Genomic DNA, 17,217 nt, shown 5'->3' with positions numbered 1-17,217 from the left:
AGGGGTAGGCCGTCGCCCAAGTGCCCGGCGGCCCCGCACGCCGCGAACAATCCCTTCGCAGGACCTCCCCCGAGGTGTCCTGAACAGACCTTCCTTTGTCAACTCCGGGCGTTCCAGGGTGGTTTGAGTTGGTCGCGCGAGAACGGCTCGCTCGTCTTCCCGGTGGACGAACTGGACGGAACATGGGTGCAGTTGGCGAGCTTCGGCAGGGACGACAGGCTGGACCCGGACGTGGGCGACCAGGTGGAGTTCACCGACACCGCGTACGCCTCGCGTCTGGAGGCCCTCCCCCTGCTGCGGGTCGAGGAGCTGGACCTGCCGGGACGGCGGGTGCGGCTGTCCGCAGAGCCGGAGCCGGGCGTGGGACGGCTGCCCCATCTGCACCCGTTCCTGCGCCGCTGGGACCACCGTGCGGGCACCAGGCGCCAGGGCCGTTCGGCCGGCCTGCCGGGCGGAGCGGTCCGTGTCGAGGAGGGCGAGCGGCTGCCTCTCGAGGACGGCGTCGAGGTGTACTTCGCCAAGGGCGGCACCTACCGCACCGGCGATCACTGGATCGCCCCGGCCCGCACCGCGACCGGCAGCGTCGAGTGGCCGGCTACCTGACCGCGGCGGTCGTGGCGCGGCGCTGTTCGACGGCGTGGTCGACGTCCTCGTCCCGTAGGTCGGTGTTGGTGGCGAAGGCGGCGGCAGACCCATGCACGCGGCGACGACCCACTGGCGCAGGAGCAGGGCGAGGCGCACCGCCGTACTCTCATCGCCGATCACGGCGGCAGCTCTCAGCCGGCGGCGAGGTCCTGGACTGTTCGAATGATGTGGGTACGTGAGATGCCTGCGTTGTCGAGGAGTTCGGCGGGGGTTCCGGAACCCGGCAGGTTGCGCACGGCGAGGTGGACGACTGCGGGGGCCAGTCGCTGTGCGGCGAGTGCGGACAGCACGGCCTCGCCCATACCGCCTTCGGGGTGGTGGTCCTCGACGACGACCAGTGCGCCGGTTGCCTGGGCGGCGCGGGCGAGCGTGTCGAGGTCCAGGGGCTTGACGGAGTACAGGTCGACAACCCGGACGGGGATGTTCTCGGCGGCGAGCCGGTCGGCGGCGGCGAGGCATTCGTGGAGGGTGACGCCGGCGCCGATGAGGGTGACCTTGTCGTTGTCGCTCGCGCGCAGGGTCTTGGACCCGCCCACGGGGAAGGTTTCGTCGGGGGTGTAGAGGACGGGGTAGGCGCCCCGGGTGGTGCGAAGGTAGGAGATGCCGTCCAGGTAGGCCATTGCGGCGGTCAGAGCGGCAGCGGATGTGGCGTCGCTGGGGTAGAGCACGGTGGAGCCATGGACGGCGCGCATCATGGCGATGTCTTCCAGGCCCATCTGGGAGGGGCCGTCCGCGCCGATCTCGACACCGCAGTGGGTCCCGCACAGGCTCATGGAGATCTGGGAGACGGCCGCCATACGGATGAAGTCATGGGCTCGGGTGAGGAAGGCGGCGAAGGTGGTGGCGTAAGGGCGGTAGCCGCGTGCGGCCATACCGACCGCGCCGGCGATCATCTGCTGTTCGGCAATGTACATCTGGAAGTACCGCTCGGGGTGTGCCTTGCCGAAATCCTCCGCGTGGGTGGAGTTGCCCACCTCGGCGTCCAGGGCCACGATGTCGGGCCGGGCGCCGATCGCGGCGAGCGCCTTGCCGAAGGCGACGCGGGTGGCGACGTTTTCGCCGACCTCGAAGTGCGGCAGCGCCACCTCCACGGGAGCGGCCGGGGCACTGGGGGTGACGGCGGGCGGCTGGGGGCCACGGACGGTGAGGTGGCGTACGCCGCCCAGTTCGGCGATGGCGCGTGCGGCGAGATCTTCGGGCAGTGCCTTGCCGTGCCAGCCCTCGGCGTCCGCGACCTCGAAGACGCCCTGCCCCTTGACGGTCTTGGCGACGATGACGGTGGGGGCCTGCCCGTCGTCCGCGGTGGCCAGGGCTTGTTCGACGGCCACGAGGTCATGGCCGTCGACGACCAGGGCACGGCAGCCGAAGGCTTCGACGCGGCGGGCGTAGGCGCCGGTGTCCCAGCCCAGCTCCGTGGGGCCGCGCTGGCCGAGGCGGTTGACGTCGATGATCGCGACGAAGTTGGCCAACCGGTGGCGGCCCGCCTTGTCCAGGGCTTCCCACACCGACCCTTCGGCCATTTCGCTGTCGCCGCACAGCACCCACACACGGTACGGCTGGTGTTCCAGGTCCCGTCCTGCGAGCGCGATGCCGACGCCGTAGGCGATGCCCTGGCCCAGGGAGCCGGTGGCCGCATCCACCCAGGGCAGGACCGGAGTGGGGTGGCCCTGCAGTCGGGCGCCGTTGCGGCGGTAGGTGGTCATCAGTTCCTCTTCGTCGATCGCACCGGCGGCGAGGAACATCGCGTACAGCAGGGGGGAGGCGTGCCCCTTGGAGAAGATCAGGTGGTCATTGGCCGGATTCTTCGGGTTCTGCCAGTCGTAGCGCAGTTGGCGTGTCATGAGGACGGCCATCAGATCCGCGGCGGACAGGCTGGAGGTGGGGTGGCCGGAGCCGACCGCGGTGCTGGCGCGAACGGAGTCCACGCGCAGCTGCTGAGCCAGCTCGAAGACCTGGTCCAGGCCGCTGTCGGGCCCGAGGGAGACAGTGGGGGTGTTCTCGACCGACATCGCGGCTTCCTCTCGTGTCCTGCGTTCTGATCCGGTCACTGACGGCTGCCGGCTCGCGGGCCGTGCGCAGAGGCTGCGTGGGGCGCCTGTGCCCTTGCCGACCGTATGTCCGTGGTGCAGTGGCCGCGATCTGAACGCGTGCCGGTCAGAGGGTGCGGTCCAGGAGTGCCGTCAGTGCTTTCCAGTGGCGTTCGTCCGCTGTGCTGTCGTAGGCGGCGGTGTCTGCCTGGGTGAAACCGTGGTGTGCCCCGGTGTAGACCTCGCTGCGGTGGCGCACGCCCGCTGCGGTGAGGGTCTCGTCGAGGCGATTGATCTGCTCGGGGGGCAGCGAGGGGTCCTGGTCGGCGTGGCCGAAGTACATCTCCGCGGTGATCCGGTCGGCGACAAGGTGCGGGCTGTCGGCAGCGTCGGTGGCCAGGCGCCCGCCATGGAAGCCGGCCACGGCCGCGACCCGCTCCGGGTAGGTACCGGCGGTACGCAGGGCAAGTCCGGCGCCCATGCAGTAACCCGTGATACCGACCGGCCCGTGGGTGGCCAGGGGGCAGTCCGTCAGCCAGGCCAGGTAGGCGCCGGCGTCGCGCATCGCCAGATCGGGTGTCAGCGACTGCACGATCGGGCCGAGACGCTCGAAGATCTCCGGGCGTCGGGCCGGGTCGATGAAGTCGGGCAGCTCGACCACCGGCGTTCGCCCATGGCGGTAGAAGACGTTGGGGACCAGGACGGTGTAGCCGGCTTCGGCGAGACGATCGGCCATCTCCTTCAGGTGAGGACGGAGTCCGAAGGCGTCCATGTAGAGCAGGACGCCGGGGTGGGGACTTCCGTCGTCGGGATGGGTCAGGTAGGCGTCGGCGGCGCCGTCCTGTGTGGGGATGTCCACGGATGTTCCGCGCACGGCGGTCATGGGCGGTCCTACCTTTCAGGAGTGGGTTTCCGCTGGTCATTCGTAGGATTGGCGACCCGCTCCCGTGGTCCGAGGCGGCTCCACAGGACCAGCTCATGGCTCGGCGCCACGACGTTGACGGGGTCCAGTTGCACATAGCGCAGTGCCCGGAGAACGGTGCGCAGGCTCGTCGCGTCCGCCGGCGGTCGGGAGCCGGCCAGGTGCTGCCGAGAGAGGGCCAGACGGCGCGCATCCACCTGGCTGATCGTCAGGTACCGCTGGGACGTGGGCATCGTGCGACTCCTAGCTCCGCCACCTGAGCCCGTGGGCGAGCCGTCGGACGGCCCACCCTACGGTGTCCGGCCAGTCGGTGTACCCGTGGGGCGACGGCGGTCCCCATCATCTCGGCATCGAGACAGACGCACTACAGGTGGTGTCCCCGGGGCGCCGGACTTTCGACTCGGTATCGTCGTCCGACATCCTCGGTGAACCGACAGAACCGACACAGACGGCAGGTGCGGTTTCCGGTAGGGAGCCATGACGGTGAAGGATTCGAAAGGCCGATGACGGACAACTCCGACATGATCGACTTCGTTCGGGCGCGTCTTGCTGAGGAAGAACAGATTGCGCAAGCGGCAGGCGGCGACAGTTGGCGGTGCCCGGCCGACGTGCCCGGCGAAGTGCACGACCGGTCCGGCGCCATCGCGTTCAGCGTGCGGCATCTCGGCTTCGACCAGCACATCGCCTTCCAGGACCCTGCGCATACACGCCGCCGCATCGAGACGAGCAGAGTTCTTCTCAATGAGTACGCGGAGGTCGCCGACAAGGACACCGACCGCCCCGACCACGACTTCTCGTCCGGCCGCGCCGTCGGGCTCGGTTTCGCCGTCCGGCAGATGGCCGCAGAGCATGCCGGCCATCCCGACTACCGGGCCAAGTGGCTGCCGCGTTTCATCCAGTAGTGCCAGGCCACTGCACGCCGGCCCGTGCCTTCACCGCCGACGACCGGGACGGCGTCGGTGCACTGCTCGACTTCTGGAATTTCGCCTGGCCCGGGCGATTCGCCACCGGAGGCTTCCTCAACGACACGGCACTGCCCCGCTCATTGAAGTCGGCTCTGCAGACGGTCGTGCCGTCGGGCGGGCGGCCTGCTGTGCTCGGCCTCCCGGGGCAGACTGCTCCGGGAGGCCGAGCACAGGCTCGCCGCGGTACAAGCCGGCACTCGCCGGGAAACCCGAAGCGCTGTTCCATTACCTGAAGTTCGGTGGTCACTCCCCCATCGCGTCCGGCGCGCAGGACACGGCCGGTCCAGCAGTCGGTGCGAGGGCGTCGCCGATGTGCTCGCCGCGCTCGATGTGGAGCTCCGCACGCAGAGGCCGGCGGCCGGGGCACCGGCACGGTTGCCGTGTCCCGCAGCCAGGACGCGGCGAGTTTCATCACTTTACGACCTTTTAGTGAGAACTTATTCATAAATGAGGGCATATGTCACCATGTCGTTGACCCGGGGGGTTCACCGAAGGGAGCGGTTGCATGGAGCGGACCACGTGCTGCGTGGTGGGCGGTGGTCCCGCCGGAATGGTGCTCGGGCTGCTGCTGGCCCGGGCGGGGGTGGCGGTCACGGTCCTGGAGAAGCACGGCGACTTCCTGCGCGACTTCCGCGGTGACACTGTGCATCCGTCCACCCTGGCGCTGCTGGAGGACCTCGGGCTGGCAGGGCGGTTCGGCCGATTGCCGCAGCGGCGGGTGACGACGGTACAGCTGCCGCTCGGCCCGGACCGTGCGCTGGTCACCGTCGGAAACATCGGCGCACTACGGGGCAAGTACAACTACATCGCGATGGTGCCCCAATGGGATCTCCTCAACCTCCTCGTGGACGAGGCCGGGCGGGAGCCGTCCTTCTCCGTGCGAATGAACACCGAGGTGACCTCCTTCCTGATGGAGCGCATGGAGGTCCCCCCTGGTCGAGCGGAGCCGAGAGCTCGGGGGCGGGTCACGGGGGTCCGGTACCGCACGTCGGACGGCCGTACCGGTGAGCTGCGGGCCACCCTCACCGTGGCCTGCGACGGCCGGAGCTCGCTGGCCAGATCCTTGCCCGAACTGGGACTGCGGAAGTTCACCTGTCCGATGGACGCCTGGTGGTTCCGGCTGCCGCGACGGGAGGGCGACCCGCACGGGCTCGTGGGAGGCGTCGGCGACCGGTTCCTCACCGCCATGATCGACCGCGGGGACTACTGGCAGTGCGCCGCACTGATCCCCAAGGGAACCAACACCCAGCGCCGCGCCGCCGGCCTCGACCGGTTCATGGGCGAATTCACGGCCGCCGTTCCCTGGCTCGCGGACCGGATGCACGCGCTCGGGTCGTGGGACGACGTGAAGCTGCTCGATGTACGGCTCGACCGCCTACGGCGCTGGCACCGCCCCGGACTGCTGTGCATCGGCGACGCGGCACACGCGATGTCACCGGTCTTCGGCATCGGCATCAACCTCGCCGTCGAGGACGCGGTGGCCGCCGCCCGGTATCTCGTCGAACCGCTGCGCGGGGGCGCGGTCGGCCTGCGGACCGTACGCCGCGTCCAGCGCCGTCGCTGGCCCACTACCGCCGCGACGCAGGCCCTTCAGCGCTTCGCCCACACGAACGTCATCGAACCGGTCCTGTCGGGCCGCCCGGCGTTCGGCGACCCGAAGCGCGCCCAGCGGCTGAGCGAGCTCATCACGACCTCACGGTGGCTGAACCGCCTACCGGCGTACTTCCTCGCCTACGGCGCCCTGCGCGAGCGTCCGCCGGCCGCATCGGTACGCTGAGCCCGCCTGCCGTCCTCCGCCTGGAGGCCGTGTGCTGCGCCCACGGCCCCAGCACACGGCGCACCACGTCTGCGAAGGGACCACGCAGATCCTGCGCGAGCGCTTCGACCGTATGGAACGCCTGTTCACCGGTCCCGGGAGGAATCCGCAGGAATGACCGGGCGCTCGCGACGGCCTCATCCCGCCTTGCCGCTCGCGCCTCCTCTCCGGGCCCCGCTGCATCAGCCGGCCACCGGAAGATGCGCATCGTCCCGCAGCAGAAGTGGAATACGGTCGGCGGAGCATCCAGGGTGCGCCAGGTGCCGCCCTCGTACGTCGTACCCGTCCGGGCACACCTCCAGTGAGCACCCGTCGGCAGATAGGTCTCGCGGCCGACAGCACCGGATTCCGTGACCGGGGCAACCAGCGGATCCATGCGAATCAGCCCATCGAGCAGTGCGGTATCCAGTACACCGTGCTCGGCGTGGCCGGTGAGCAGCAGGACGTTGCACTGATGGCGGCGCGCGGCGACGCCGGCGGAGAGCATGAACCCGGCGATCGGCGGCCGGTGCGTGCCGTCGTCGCCCCGTACAGCCCGCCTGATGGCGCGGGAGCGGGCAGAAGCCGGCGGCCGGTAGCCGAGGACTGCGACGGAGTCCAGGACCCGGCTGCGCGTGGGCGGAGACATCTGCCCGTCTTCCTGTCTTCCCGTGGCGGTTCCGTTCGTCGAAAGATTTCGACGGACAGGGATTGCTGCGCCTACCCGGGCTCAGCAATGGGGCCACCTGCAATGGCCCGTTACTGGTTGACACGCCGAAGGACCGGCATGGGCAGCGGTGTTGCTGCCTGTGCCGGTCCTGGCTCGCGAGGTGGGTGCTGAGTCTGTGGCTCAGTAGGCGGAGTTGACGTTGTCGATCGACCCGTAGCGGTGGGCGGCGTAGTTGGCGGCCGCGGTGATGTTGGCGACGGGGTTGGTGAGGTCGTGCGCGGTGCCGGCGACGTGGTAGGCGTTGAAGGTCGGCTGGATGACCTGGAGCAGGCCCTTGGAGGGTATGCCGTTGCGCGCGTTGACGTCCCAGTTGTTCTGGGCGTTGGGGTTGCCGCTCGACTCGCGCATGATGTTGCGGTGCAGGCCCTCGTAGGTGCCGGGGATGCCCTTGGCCTTCATGATGGCCAGCGACTCCTTGATCCAGCCGTCGAGGTTGTTGGCGTAGCCCCTGCCGGCCGGTGCGCCCTGGGCGCCGTCCGCGGAGGCCTTGACCACGGAGACGCTCGCCGGTGCCGCCTCGGCCGCCTGCGCGGATGTCGACGTCAGCGTGAGGGCGGCGGCCGCGGCACCGAGGGTGGCGATGCCCGCGACGGACATGGTGCGGAAGCGGGCGATGCGGCTGGTGCGGGTCTGCATGTGCGTGGTCATACGGAAGGAACTCTCCAATGGGGGACGTCACGGTGTTGCCGACCGGTTGCGGTGGCTCGCGGGGCAGTGCCCCGCGCTGCGGGCCGGAGCGAACGGATCCGAAGGAATCCACCCGGCCCTGTCGCGGCTTCCCGCAACGACAGCCATGGTTAGCGACGTGCACGGCGGAACGCAATGATGTGACGTACTACCCAACATCGGACAAATGTCCGAAATGACATGTTTTATGGCGCTTGCGCACTGTTCGGGCGCCCCCGGCCCTACTACCCGCCTTAGGATGTGACACAGCTCCTATGGGTGGCATCACATCCACGGCACCAAATCGGTGGCCTCGACGGGGCATCGGCGACGCGCGAGCCGGGGCAGGCGAAGCGGGACGGCTCACGGCCCACAGCCCGGACGCGAACATCTCCCGGCCCATCAAAGCCGGCGTGCATCACCCCGGCGGGCGCGGGAGCCTGCCGCCGTGATGGCGCCGTCCACTCCACCCCGCCCGGCAGTGAGGAGAACCGGGCCTCTGCCCGAAGCGGCTCCTGGCCGAGGAAGCTCCATCGGACCTGACGGTCAGGACTGTCGACGTTCATGTCCGCCAACCTCTGCTGGGGCAACCCCAGCACGGCTGACCTGCGCGGTGACAGCCCCAGCATCAGGACTGGCTACCCGGCTCGGACGCCGGTCGTGGACTCGGCCCGGTCGTCCAGCTGAGCCTGCGGCCACGCGCCAACCGGTCCCACTACCCGGCGACGTGGATCACGACCTTGCCGCGACGATGTTCCTGGGCGAGTGCCTGGTACGCATCCCGGGTCTCGGCCAGGGGCAGGACCCGGTCCAGGACAGGATTGATCCGGCCGTCCTCGATCAACCGGGCGACAGCTTCCAGCCCGGCGCGGTCGGGTTCGACGATGAAGAAGACGCCGCGGACCCCATGGCTGGTGGCCTCCTTCGGGTCCGGCGGTGCCGCGATGCCGACCAGGGCTCCGCCGGGGCGCAGCACAGCCCAGGACCTGGCCTGGGTGGCGCCGCCCACCAGGTCGATGACCACGTCGACGTCGGTGACGTGGTCCTCAAAACGGTCGTGGGCGTAGTCGACAGCCCGGCGGGCGCCCAACTGCCTGACGAGATCCAGGTCGGTTGCGGAGGCAGTCGCCGTGACATGCGCGCCGAGGGCCGTGGCGATTTGCACGGCAAAGGAGCCCACTCCGCCGGCGCCGCCGTGTACCAGGACGCTCTGGCCCGCCTTCACGTGGGCGTGGTCGACCAAGGCCTGCCAAGCGGTGAGGGCCGCCAGAGGGACCGCGGCGGCCTGATCGTGGCTCAGGGTGGCCGGCTTGGTGGCCAGGATGTCCGCAGGCAGGCTGACATATTCGGCTGCCGCGCCGTCGTGGGTGAAAGGGATCAGTCCGTAGACCTGGTCGCCCTCGGCCCAGCCTGTCACTCCCCCGCCCAGGGCGGCGACGACCCCGGAGAACTCATGGGAGGGAATGATGGGCGTGCGGCTGCGGCCCGTGCTGTCGAAGCTGTCCGTCCACGTCGCATCCCAGTTCAGCTCGTCCGCAGTGACGGATGCGGCTCGCACAGCGACGAGCACTTCACCGGGTCCCGGTTCGGGTCTGGGGGCCTGCTCGTACACGAGTTGCTCGGGACCGCCGCGGCGGTGCGCCCGTACGGCTTGCATGGTGACCACAACTATTTCCCCCTCCCGCGCCTGCGCCGGTGGAGCGGGACCGTGACGGCCCACGAGCGCCAGGATCCCACAGCTGAACCGTTCCGGCCCGCCAGGGCCGGACTCGCTCAGGGCTTGCCAGAGCATCCGCCAAGCCGGAGCGGGCAGCGAGCCATGACGTTCACCGCTCTCGCACCGGCCCGTACGCTTCCCGCTGGGGCGGCTCCTGAGGAGGCATGCGGGCCGATGCGATGTGTGTCGGTGCCACCCTGGTGTTCACTCCCAGTTCGGCGAAGACATGGCGCAGGTGTGAGTTGACGGTGCGAGGGGACAGATGGAGCCGGTCAGCGTCGGCGCGGTTGGTGCGTGACCGAAGCGACTACGGCCCCATCGAACAGGGCCCGCAGGGACAGTTGTTCCAGTCTGGCTCGGATGGCCTCGGCTCGGGACCGGTCGTTCGCGGGGAACACCACGGAAGCGAGTTGCGGCCACAGCCTCGGGGGCAGCATCAGTAAATCCGCCACGGCGCCCTCCTCGTAGAGTCGTGCGCCTCGCCGCGGCTCCGGCACCGGCGTTGCCGCCCTGCGCATCGGCGCCGGCCAGGGGCTCGCCCTCGTCCTCGAACGCTGACAAGAACGGTCTGCGGCCGCAGCCTGCCGTCGCCGCCCGCATATCTCCGTCGCCTGGAAACCGTGCCGACACCGACACGTGTCGCACTCCTGGACAGCACCTCGGATACTCAACGCATGCGCGTCGAATTCGATCCGGAAGCCATGAGTACTGCCAGCTTCTACAGGTTCATGACTTCTGTCGTCGTTCCACGCCCCATTGCATGGGTATCCACCATCACACCCGACGGTGCCACCGAGAACCTGGCGCCACATTCCTTCTTCAGCATCGCCAGCACCGACCCGCCGATCGTCCAGTTCACCTCCATCGGCCGCAAGGACTCGCTGCGCAATGTGGAAGACACAGGGGAATTCGTCGTCAACTTCTCTTCGGAGCCGTTGCTGCATATGATCAACGCGACAGCCACCGACTTTCCCCGGACCGTCAGCGAATTCGACTTCGCAGGCATCGAACGCGAGCCCAGCCTGCGGGTCCGCCCGGCCAGAGTGGCCGCCTCCCCCGTCGTGCTGGAGTGCCGCTCGCACACCACCCTGCGGATGGGCAATTCCACCCTCGTCTTCGGTCGCGTGCTGCAAGCCGCTGCAAAGGAGGAGTACATCGTCGACGACCGGCCCAACTCCGAGCGACTGCGCCCACTCACCAAACTCGGAGGCGATGAGTGGGGCACTCTGCGAGATGTCATCCACTTGAACCGCATCCCCTACGAGGAGCCCGGACCAGAAACCTCCGCCCCCGGCTCCACCCGGACCGGCCAAGCCCCAAGCGAGTAGCGGCATCGCTGCGGTTGACTCCGCCGGTCAATTCGTGGGCCGGCGAGCTGGCCGAGCACTGCGGCGATTGCGGGCAATTCCCGCAGGTGACTGTGTGAACCGGCGCCGGTCTACTGCCAGCTGGGCGTGCTCGGCATCGAGGATTCGCCTTTGACGCTGTTCCCAGCGCCTTTGCGTTTCCGCCGGCGTCTGGCTCATCGGCACAGCCGGCGAGGGGAACACCACGTTGCCGTGAATGGCACCGGACTGCACCACGTGGCCTGCGCCATGGCCACTCGACTCATTGCGAACATAGGACCGTTCGGTCATGCATCGCAACCTGCGCCCGATGCTCAAGTGACTCCGTTGGAGGGCCCATTCCTTTGCCGGAGCACGGCACCCCTTGACCCCCTACGCAGCGAGTCCTGCACTACTGAGCTGAACGCCGGCGGCCGGTGTGGGTCTGCTCGGTCCGCTCAGATCCCCGGCGACCCGACCTTGCCGACTCGTAGTGGGCCGACGTTGCCCATTGGCCGGCAGCGCCGGCCTTGATCGTGGCGTCGCGATTCCGGCGCCGTATGGCACGCAGTTCCATCTGAGCGCCCCAGGCCTCGACAGTGGAGCGGTGACGAGCAGCTTCTTCTCGTCCCGTATCCGTGGCCGGTGTTCAGGCAGTCGACAACGTTACGGCCGAGGCGGTCCATTGTGTGGCGACGAGACCGTCCCGCCCCGCGGCTTGGCCGTGCTGGACGGCCGGGTCGCCGCCACCATGCTCACGATGGGCCGGCTGCTGCCGGCCGGCGCCTGACCGCCCCGCGTTCCGCACCGCTTTGCGCTCGTCGAGCTCCATCGCCCCCCGAGGCGCGCATCATCAAAGGAGGGGAGACCATCGACTAGGAGTGGCGATGAGGTTGTCGTTCCTTGAACCCCTCTACGCGGAGCCGGGCCCGTTCGCCTCCGTGTACCTGGACACCTCCCGAGACGTCGACCATCCCGAGCGGGCGATCGCGCTGCGCTGGCGGCGGCTGCGCGACAGTCTGTCCCGTCAGGGCTCGGACCGCGCGCTGCTGAACGTACTGGAGGAGGCGGTCGGCGCCGACACAGAGGTGCCGGGGGTGCACGGTCAGGCCATCTTCGCCGCCCACGGCACGCTCGTCCTGGACGGGGAGCTGCCCAGGCCACCCGAGCACGACTCCGCGCGCTACAGCACCCTGCCGGACGCGATGCCCCTGGTCACCCAGCACGTTCCGGAGATCCCCTACATGGCCGTAGTCGTCCACTACGGCGGCCTTCCGACCGCCGAGACCCACGGTTGGGTAACTCTGGAGGCGGAGACCGGCACCTGGCCCGCGTCCACCGTCACCCCAGGTGAGCGGCTGCACCGCAGGGTCGCGGTGGCGACCTGGCACCGCACCTCCCTCCGGCTCGGCCACCAGCTGGACGAACGGGCGCGGCGCGCCCATGCCGACGCCGTCGTCGTGGGCGGGAACGAGTGGGCGTGCAACGTACTGATCCGCCGCCTGCCGCACACCCTGCGGGACAAGGTCGTACGCGTGGGCGGCCGGACCCCCACCGACACCGGACGCGCCCTGTTGGAGCCGCAGCTCGACGGCGTCTTCCGTGGCCGCATGGCCGCCCACGACCGGGAACTCGTGGACATCTTCATCGGCCGGCGTGCCCTGGACGGACCCATGGCGGAGGGGCTGGCCGCCACCGTCGCCGCCCTCCAGCGCGGCCAGGTCGCGGCCCTGCTGCTGAACCGGCCGCCAGGGTCTTCGCTGCGGCTCTGGGCGGGCTCCCAGCCGACTCAGCTCGCCCTGACGGAGGCGGAGCTGATGTCCTTCGGCGTGCGGGCCCCGCGCGAGGAACGCGCCGACGAGGCCCTCGTCCGGGCCCTCGTCGGCACCGGTGCCGAGCTGGTCGTCGTACCGGAGAGCGAGCTGAGGCTGTACGAGGGCGTGGGCGCCCTGCTGCGGTACACCGACCCGGGGACCCCGTCCTGACGCCGGCGCGCTGCGCCTCCCGCATCACACGTCGCCCCTTGCGCCCGACCGCCCCGGATCGCGCCGCGCGCGGAACGTGCCGACACTGGGCTGGAGCGGCAGCGCGGCGGATGAGCGGCGGATGGGGCGCATGGACAGGAGCAGGAGCGGTGCGGAGGAGACGGACGTCTCGATCACCCCGCCCAAGACCTGGGCGGTAGGCGTGCCGGCAGTGGCCAACGCGCTGCCGTACTCCCTGGAACAGACGGCGGTCCCCCGTACGGCGCTGCCCCTGGGCGTCAGCAAGGGGAGCGTCAGCCTGCACCACCTCCACCACGCCGATCTGCTCCTCGTCGTGGGCCAGAGCCCCGAGAGCAACCATCCGCGGATGCTCTCCGCCCTGGAGGAGACCATGCGCAACGGCGGGCGCATCGTCAACGTGAATCCGCTGCCCGAGGCGGGCCTAAAGCGGTTCAAGCATCCGCAGAAGCCGCGCGGCGTGATCGGCCACGGGACCGTGCTCGCCCACCCCGTGAACGAAGGAAGGTTCCCCACCCCCGGCGGCAGGGCCGTCTTCACCCGCACCTCCTACGCCATGCTGCGGGCGCCCCAAGGGCATCTGCTGTTGCAGACCCTGCGCTCCCACGACCGGTGGAACACCGTTCCGTACACGGACAACGACCGCTGTCGCGGCGTGCGAGGCACCCGGCGCGTCGTACTCGTGAGCCCGGCGGACCTCACCGCGCTCGGGCTCTTTGACGGCGAACGGGTGGACCTCATGAGTGTCTGGACGGACGGCACCGAGCGCCGCGCGGAGGACTTCCGGCTGGTCGCCTACCCGACCGCACCCGGCTGCGCCCCCGCCTGCTACCCGGAGACCGATGTCCTGGTGCCGCTGGACAGTACGGCCGAGATCAGCAACACGCCGACGTCGAAGGGGATCGTGGTCGGACTGGAACGCACCACGATCGGGGCCGCCGGCGCCACCGCCACGGCCCCGCGGTCCGATGGCCCATGAAGGGACCCCCGAGGACCTCGTCCGCGCGGCCCACGCCGTGGGCGTGACCGACGACCGTCTCCTGGAGGCCGTACGGAGCATCCCCCGGGCGGAATTCGTTCCCGCGGACGAGGTGGCATCCGCGTACCGGGACACGCCCGTTCCGCTCCCCCACGGGCAGGTGACCACCCAGCCCTCGCTGATCGCCATGATGGTCTCCGCTCTCGGCCTCACCGGAGACGAACAGGTCCTGGAGGTCGGGACCGGATACGGCTGGCAGACCGCGCTGCTGGCCCGCTCGGCCGCGTACGTCGTCAGCGTCGAGCGTTGGCCCGACCTGGTCGACGAGGCCCGCCTGCGGCTGGCCGCGCAGGGCGTCGGCAATGCCGAGGTCGTACTCGGCGACGGGACCCTCGGAATGCCGACCCGTGCCCCGTACGACGCCGTCATCGTCTGCGCGGCCTTCCCGCGAGTGCCCGAGCCGCTCGTGGATCAGCTCCGCACCGGTGGCCGGCTCGTCCAGCCGATCGGGCAGGGCGGGCAGGAGCGCGTCGAGCTGTACGAGCGGCGGGCCCTCGGCCTGGTGCATCGCAGGACGGTCACCGCAGCCCGGTTCGTCCGGCTGTACGGCGCCCATGGCTACGACCAGCGGTGACGCGCTCAGCGCTGATAGGTCCCGACCAGGGTGCCGGAGGCCAGCTCCCTGCCCCTCAGGGCACGGTGCACGTCCTCGGCGCCCGGGTGGTCGTGCAGCGACAGCGACTCGGACAGGGCGTACAGGCGGAAGAAGTAGCGGTGCGGCCCGTGCCCCGGTGGAGGCATCGGCCCTCCCCAGCCCACGCGGCCGAAGCCGTTGGGCCACGGCAGACCCCCCTGGGGCTTCTGGCCCTCCGCCGCCCCGGTGATCCCCGGATCGATGCCGGTCACCAGCCAGTGCAGGAAGGTCGTCCCCGGCGCGTCCGGGTCCTCGCACAGGAGCACCAGCTCCGTGGCCTCGTGGGGCACCCCCGACCAGGTCAGGGGCGGTGAGATGTTCTCACCCTCCCCGCTGTACCGGCGGGGGATCACCGTTTTGTCGTCGAACGCGGTGCTGCTGAGTTCAATTCCGCTCATGCGCGCCGCCATACCCGCAACGGCGGCACCGGCACCGGTCCGCACCCCAAAACCCCCGTTCGGCCGAGCCCACCCGGGCCGCCTCCGGAAGCGGGGGGAAGATGGCAGTGTGCCGACAAGGATCCTGCTCGAGGGCCGCCCTGGCGCGGGCAAGACGACCGCCCTCCGTCGGCTGGCCGCGCTGCTGCCCACCCACGCGGCCACCGGCTTCACCACGGAGGAGATCCGGCAATCCGGCGCCCGCGTCGGTTTCGCCCTGGAGACCCTGGCGGGCCGGCGGGAGGTGCTCGCCCATGTCGACCTGCCCGGTCCGCCACGGGTAGGGAAATACGGCGTCGACCTGGGCGTCATGGAACGACTGGCGCTGCCGTCGCTTCGGCCGGCAGCAACCGAGGAGGCAACAGGGCTGGTGCTCATCGACGAGCTGGGGCGGATGGAACTGACGTGCACGGCGTTCCGGCACGCGGTCGACGCGCTGTTCGTCGCAGAGGTCGACGTCGTCGCCACGGTCCACGCGCACCGCGATCCGTTCACCGACGCCCTCAAGCGGCGCGCCGACATCGAGGTCGTCCAGCTCACTCCGGCAAACCGGGACGTCCTGCCGGGTGAGCTCGCGGCCCGGCTGCAGCAGCCCCGGACGCGCGGAAGGCCTCCCTCTCACGGATGAGAGACCGGCCTCCGACCTGCTGAAAGCAGATCCGGGGCGACAGGATGTGAAGTCGCCCGATCGGTGCGACCGGCGGCGCCCACTACCAAGGGTCAGTGCCTGCCCACCGAGTACGCGGCCGGCATCGCCTTCATCACCCGGTTCGGCGCCCGCCCCTCCCCGGCCTCCCTGCTATGCCGCCCGGCACCCTGCCGGTGACGGCAATGCCAAGGGCGGCAGTGGTGAGCACCGAGTCGGCGGTCTCCAGGCTCCCCGCTGAGAGCTGGGAAAGGTCGTAGAGGAGGGTGAAGCCCTGCTCGGGCAGCAGGTCGATGGGGAACCGTCCGGGAGGACGAGGCTCTTGGTGCCCCGCTCGGCGAGGGTGGCGGCGATGGCGCCCGAACCCCGGCAGGCGGCCGATGGTGCCGCCCGCGCCGGAGCAGCAGACGGGCGGCGAGCACGCCGGCCCGCTGCACGAGGGCGAGGCGTCCGGGCAGGACGGACCTCCTCGTCTCAGCGGTAGCCCGCGCCGGCGAACAGCGCCGCGGCGGTCCGCACCGGCCGCCCGGGGCGGCGCCCTGACCTCGCGGACCGGCTGGCGGAGATCGGCTCGGCACTGTTCCTGTCACGCTGACCGCCGCTTGGTACGGCCGGACATCGCGCTTACAGTGCCGCTACCCAAGACTCCTAGATCGCCGGATACTTCTCGGCCGACCCGCTCGGCCTGAGCGCCGCACCTCACCATCACGCGTACGTCCCCAATCCCTTCGGCTGGACGGACCCACTCGGGCTCAAGTGCCTCGACGCCGACACCCAAGCGCGACATGACTCCGCACGCGGCACAGCACTCGAGGAAGACGGCAATATGCCGGGAAAGGAGGACATCCCGGGCGTCAGGATGATCGACGAGGTGCAACTTGAGCGGGTCCGCCTGGACCTGCACGCGAAGCTCGGTGAGCCCGACGTCAAGAGCACTCCGAAGGGCAACATCGAGTTGTGGCAGCTGTCCGACGACCCGAAGGCGACCGTCACCTACCGGCCGTTCAGCAAATCCGGCGGAGCGACCATCGACTACAACGGCGTAGACGGTCTGGACATGAAACGATTCCACATTCCGCAGCACGGGAACTGAGCGATGATCAACGAAGACACCTACCGTAGCGAGCTGGAGTACCTGATCCAGTACGCGCACGACGACTGGCTCGGCTTCTCGGTCATCAGCGGATCCGCAGGCAGCGTTCTCGGCCGTGGCGCCTCATTCGAGGAACAGTTGGCGCTGCTCCTCCGCATCGTCGGTGACCTGTACGACGCCAGCGTCCGTGCCGGCGAGCTGACGGAGTCGACCGAGAAGCCCTTCCTGCCATGGCACCTGGAGAAGGCCGACGCCCTCGCACGGATTGCGACGGAAGTCCGCCACCTGTCCCGGCTGCCCGATTCCGGCGACATCTATTGGTTCACGGTGCTGTGATACGCGAGTCGAGGTCGCGTACCACCAAGAGACAAAGAACCTGCTGGCCGCCTTCGCCCACCATGCGACAGCAACGCGCACTGCTCATTTGGTGCGGCCGGACTTCCCCTCTACAGTCCCACCGAAGCAACCGACTAACCGACGAAGCTCAGCCGCACCTGCCGGTTGGTGTTATCCCTGTTCGTGTCCACCAACCTCCGTTAAGGCAACTGCCAAGGTACTCGATCGCACCCTCGA

14 protein-coding genes and 4 pseudogenes are annotated in these 17,217 nt (G+C 69.7%); 11 read left to right on the top strand and 7 right to left on the bottom strand.

Features of this window, described 5'->3' with window-relative positions; genetic code table 11:
* Window positions 1-126: 126 nt before the first annotated feature.
* A pseudogene (locus tag NRF20_RS38490) lies at window positions 127-594 on the top strand (DUF6519 domain-containing protein); the annotation flags it as partial.
* A gap of 182 nt (window positions 595-776) precedes the next feature.
* On the opposite strand, the gene NRF20_RS38485 reads toward NRF20_RS38490, so the two are convergent.
* The 3 genes from NRF20_RS38485 to NRF20_RS38475 form a co-directional block, all read right to left on the bottom strand.
* Window positions 777-2,654: a transketolase gene (locus NRF20_RS38485; RefSeq protein WP_413754068.1), complete on the bottom strand. Its 1,878-nt coding sequence runs from the start codon at window positions 2,652-2,654 to the stop codon at window positions 777-779.
* Window positions 2,655-2,799: 145 nt separating this feature from the next.
* Entirely contained in the window at window positions 2,800-3,555 is a 756-nt protein-coding gene (locus NRF20_RS38480; protein WP_398633263.1) for a dienelactone hydrolase family protein, read from the bottom strand.
* An 8-nt stretch (window positions 3,556-3,563) separates the two neighbouring features.
* Window positions 3,564-3,827, bottom strand: coding sequence for a hypothetical protein (locus tag NRF20_RS38475; protein ID WP_413754067.1), 264 nt, complete (start codon window positions 3,825-3,827; stop codon window positions 3,564-3,566).
* A 270-nt stretch (window positions 3,828-4,097) separates the two neighbouring features.
* Here NRF20_RS38475 and NRF20_RS38470 point away from each other — a divergent pair, with 270 nt between their 5' ends.
* Entirely contained in the window at window positions 4,098-4,496 is a 399-nt protein-coding gene (locus tag NRF20_RS38470; RefSeq protein ID WP_398633261.1) for a DUF6221 family protein, read from the top strand.
* Between the two features lie 568 nt (window positions 4,497-5,064).
* The gene (locus tag NRF20_RS38465; protein WP_398633260.1) at window positions 5,065-6,336 is read left to right on the top strand and encodes an FAD-dependent oxidoreductase; all 1,272 of its coding nucleotides are present in this window, start codon (window positions 5,065-5,067) and stop codon (window positions 6,334-6,336) included.
* Between the two features lie 868 nt (window positions 6,337-7,204).
* On the opposite strand, the gene NRF20_RS38460 is transcribed toward NRF20_RS38465, so the two are convergent.
* The 3 genes and pseudogenes from NRF20_RS38460 to NRF20_RS38450 form a co-directional block, all read right to left on the bottom strand.
* Window positions 7,205-7,720: a transglycosylase SLT domain-containing protein gene (locus tag NRF20_RS38460; protein ID WP_413754066.1), complete on the bottom strand. Its 516-nt coding sequence runs from the start codon at window positions 7,718-7,720 to the stop codon at window positions 7,205-7,207.
* A 745-nt stretch (window positions 7,721-8,465) separates the two neighbouring features.
* Window positions 8,466-9,407, bottom strand: coding sequence for an NADP-dependent oxidoreductase (locus tag NRF20_RS38455; protein ID WP_413754648.1), 942 nt, complete (start codon window positions 9,405-9,407; stop codon window positions 8,466-8,468).
* Window positions 9,408-9,576: 169 nt separating this feature from the next.
* A pseudogene (locus NRF20_RS38450) lies at window positions 9,577-9,744 on the bottom strand (LuxR C-terminal-related transcriptional regulator); the annotation flags it as partial.
* Between the two features lie 203 nt (window positions 9,745-9,947).
* Between NRF20_RS38450 and NRF20_RS38445 the strand changes: the two are divergent.
* From NRF20_RS38445 to NRF20_RS38425, 5 genes and pseudogenes are all read left to right on the top strand, one after another.
* Window positions 9,948-10,025 (top strand): annotated as a pseudogene (locus NRF20_RS38445) (acetyl-CoA acetyltransferase); the annotation flags it as partial.
* A 116-nt stretch (window positions 10,026-10,141) separates the two neighbouring features.
* Window positions 10,142-10,795, top strand: a complete 654-nt coding sequence (locus tag NRF20_RS38440) for a flavin reductase family protein (RefSeq protein WP_398630895.1) — start codon at window positions 10,142-10,144, stop codon at window positions 10,793-10,795.
* Window positions 10,796-11,679: 884 nt separating this feature from the next.
* Window positions 11,680-12,777 carry a hypothetical protein gene (locus NRF20_RS38435; protein WP_398630894.1) on the top strand — a complete coding sequence of 366 codons (1,098 nt, stop codon included), beginning with the start codon at window positions 11,680-11,682 and terminating at the stop codon, window positions 12,775-12,777.
* 490 nt (window positions 12,778-13,267) lie between these two features.
* Window positions 13,268-13,774, top strand: a pseudogene (locus tag NRF20_RS38430) (molybdopterin dinucleotide binding domain-containing protein); the annotation flags it as partial.
* Window positions 13,764-14,408 (top strand): protein-L-isoaspartate(D-aspartate) O-methyltransferase, encoded by a 645-nt coding sequence (locus tag NRF20_RS38425; RefSeq protein ID WP_398630893.1) that lies wholly within the window; start codon window positions 13,764-13,766, stop codon window positions 14,406-14,408. The pseudogene NRF20_RS38430 and the gene NRF20_RS38425, both read left to right, overlap by 11 nt.
* Window positions 14,409-14,413: 5 nt before the next feature.
* On the opposite strand, the gene NRF20_RS38420 is transcribed toward NRF20_RS38425, so the two are convergent.
* Entirely contained in the window at window positions 14,414-14,866 is a 453-nt protein-coding gene (locus NRF20_RS38420; RefSeq protein ID WP_398630892.1) for a YbhB/YbcL family Raf kinase inhibitor-like protein, read from the bottom strand.
* A gap of 109 nt (window positions 14,867-14,975) precedes the next feature.
* On the opposite strand from NRF20_RS38420, the gene NRF20_RS38415 reads away from it, so the two are divergent.
* The 3 genes from NRF20_RS38415 to NRF20_RS38405 all read left to right on the top strand — a co-directional run bounded on the left by NRF20_RS38415 (window position 14,976) and on the right by NRF20_RS38405 (window position 16,980).
* Window positions 14,976-15,533 carry a nucleoside-triphosphatase gene (locus NRF20_RS38415; protein WP_398630891.1) on the top strand — a complete coding sequence of 186 codons (558 nt, stop codon included), beginning with the start codon at window positions 14,976-14,978 and terminating at the stop codon, window positions 15,531-15,533.
* Between the two features lie 844 nt (window positions 15,534-16,377).
* Window positions 16,378-16,644 (top strand): hypothetical protein, encoded by a 267-nt coding sequence (locus NRF20_RS38410; protein ID WP_398630890.1) that lies wholly within the window; start codon window positions 16,378-16,380, stop codon window positions 16,642-16,644.
* Window positions 16,645-16,647: 3 nt separating this feature from the next.
* Window positions 16,648-16,980, top strand: coding sequence for a hypothetical protein (locus NRF20_RS38405; RefSeq protein WP_398630889.1), 333 nt, complete (start codon window positions 16,648-16,650; stop codon window positions 16,978-16,980).
* The last annotated feature ends 237 nt before the right edge of the window (window positions 16,981-17,217 follow it).

This window comes from Streptomyces sp. R-74717, from assembly GCF_047305335.1.
GTDB classification, from domain to species: domain Bacteria; phylum Actinomycetota; class Actinomycetes; order Streptomycetales; family Streptomycetaceae; genus Streptomyces; species Streptomyces atratus.
This window is presented reverse-complemented; position numbering and strand designations above follow the sequence as displayed.

Bases quoted from the DNA above. Each gene is read 5' to 3' on its own strand.
- NRF20_RS38485 (WP_413754068.1), bottom strand. From the start codon at position 2,654: ATGTCGGTCGAGAACACCCCCACTGTCTCCCTCGGGCCCGACAGCGGC.
- NRF20_RS38480 (WP_398633263.1), bottom strand. From the start codon at position 3,555: ATGACCGCCGTGCGCGGAACATCCGTGGACATCCCCACACAGGACGGC.
- NRF20_RS38475 (WP_413754067.1), bottom strand. From the start codon at position 3,827: ATGCCCACGTCCCAGCGGTACCTGACGATCAGCCAGGTGGATGCGCGC.
- NRF20_RS38470 (WP_398633261.1), top strand. From the start codon at position 4,098: ATGACGGACAACTCCGACATGATCGACTTCGTTCGGGCGCGTCTTGCT.
- NRF20_RS38465 (WP_398633260.1), top strand. From the start codon at position 5,065: ATGGAGCGGACCACGTGCTGCGTGGTGGGCGGTGGTCCCGCCGGAATG.
- NRF20_RS38460 (WP_413754066.1), bottom strand. From the start codon at position 7,720: ATGCAGACCCGCACCAGCCGCATCGCCCGCTTCCGCACCATGTCCGTC.
- NRF20_RS38455 (WP_413754648.1), bottom strand. From the start codon at position 9,407: ATGCAAGCCGTACGGGCGCACCGCCGCGGCGGTCCCGAGCAACTCGTG.
- NRF20_RS38440 (WP_398630895.1), top strand. From the start codon at position 10,142: ATGCGCGTCGAATTCGATCCGGAAGCCATGAGTACTGCCAGCTTCTAC.
- NRF20_RS38435 (WP_398630894.1), top strand. From the start codon at position 11,680: ATGAGGTTGTCGTTCCTTGAACCCCTCTACGCGGAGCCGGGCCCGTTC.
- NRF20_RS38425 (WP_398630893.1), top strand. From the start codon at position 13,764: ATGGCCCATGAAGGGACCCCCGAGGACCTCGTCCGCGCGGCCCACGCC.
- NRF20_RS38420 (WP_398630892.1), bottom strand. From the start codon at position 14,866: ATGAGCGGAATTGAACTCAGCAGCACCGCGTTCGACGACAAAACGGTG.
- NRF20_RS38410 (WP_398630890.1), top strand. From the start codon at position 16,378: ATGCCGGGAAAGGAGGACATCCCGGGCGTCAGGATGATCGACGAGGTG.
- NRF20_RS38405 (WP_398630889.1), top strand. From the start codon at position 16,648: ATGATCAACGAAGACACCTACCGTAGCGAGCTGGAGTACCTGATCCAG.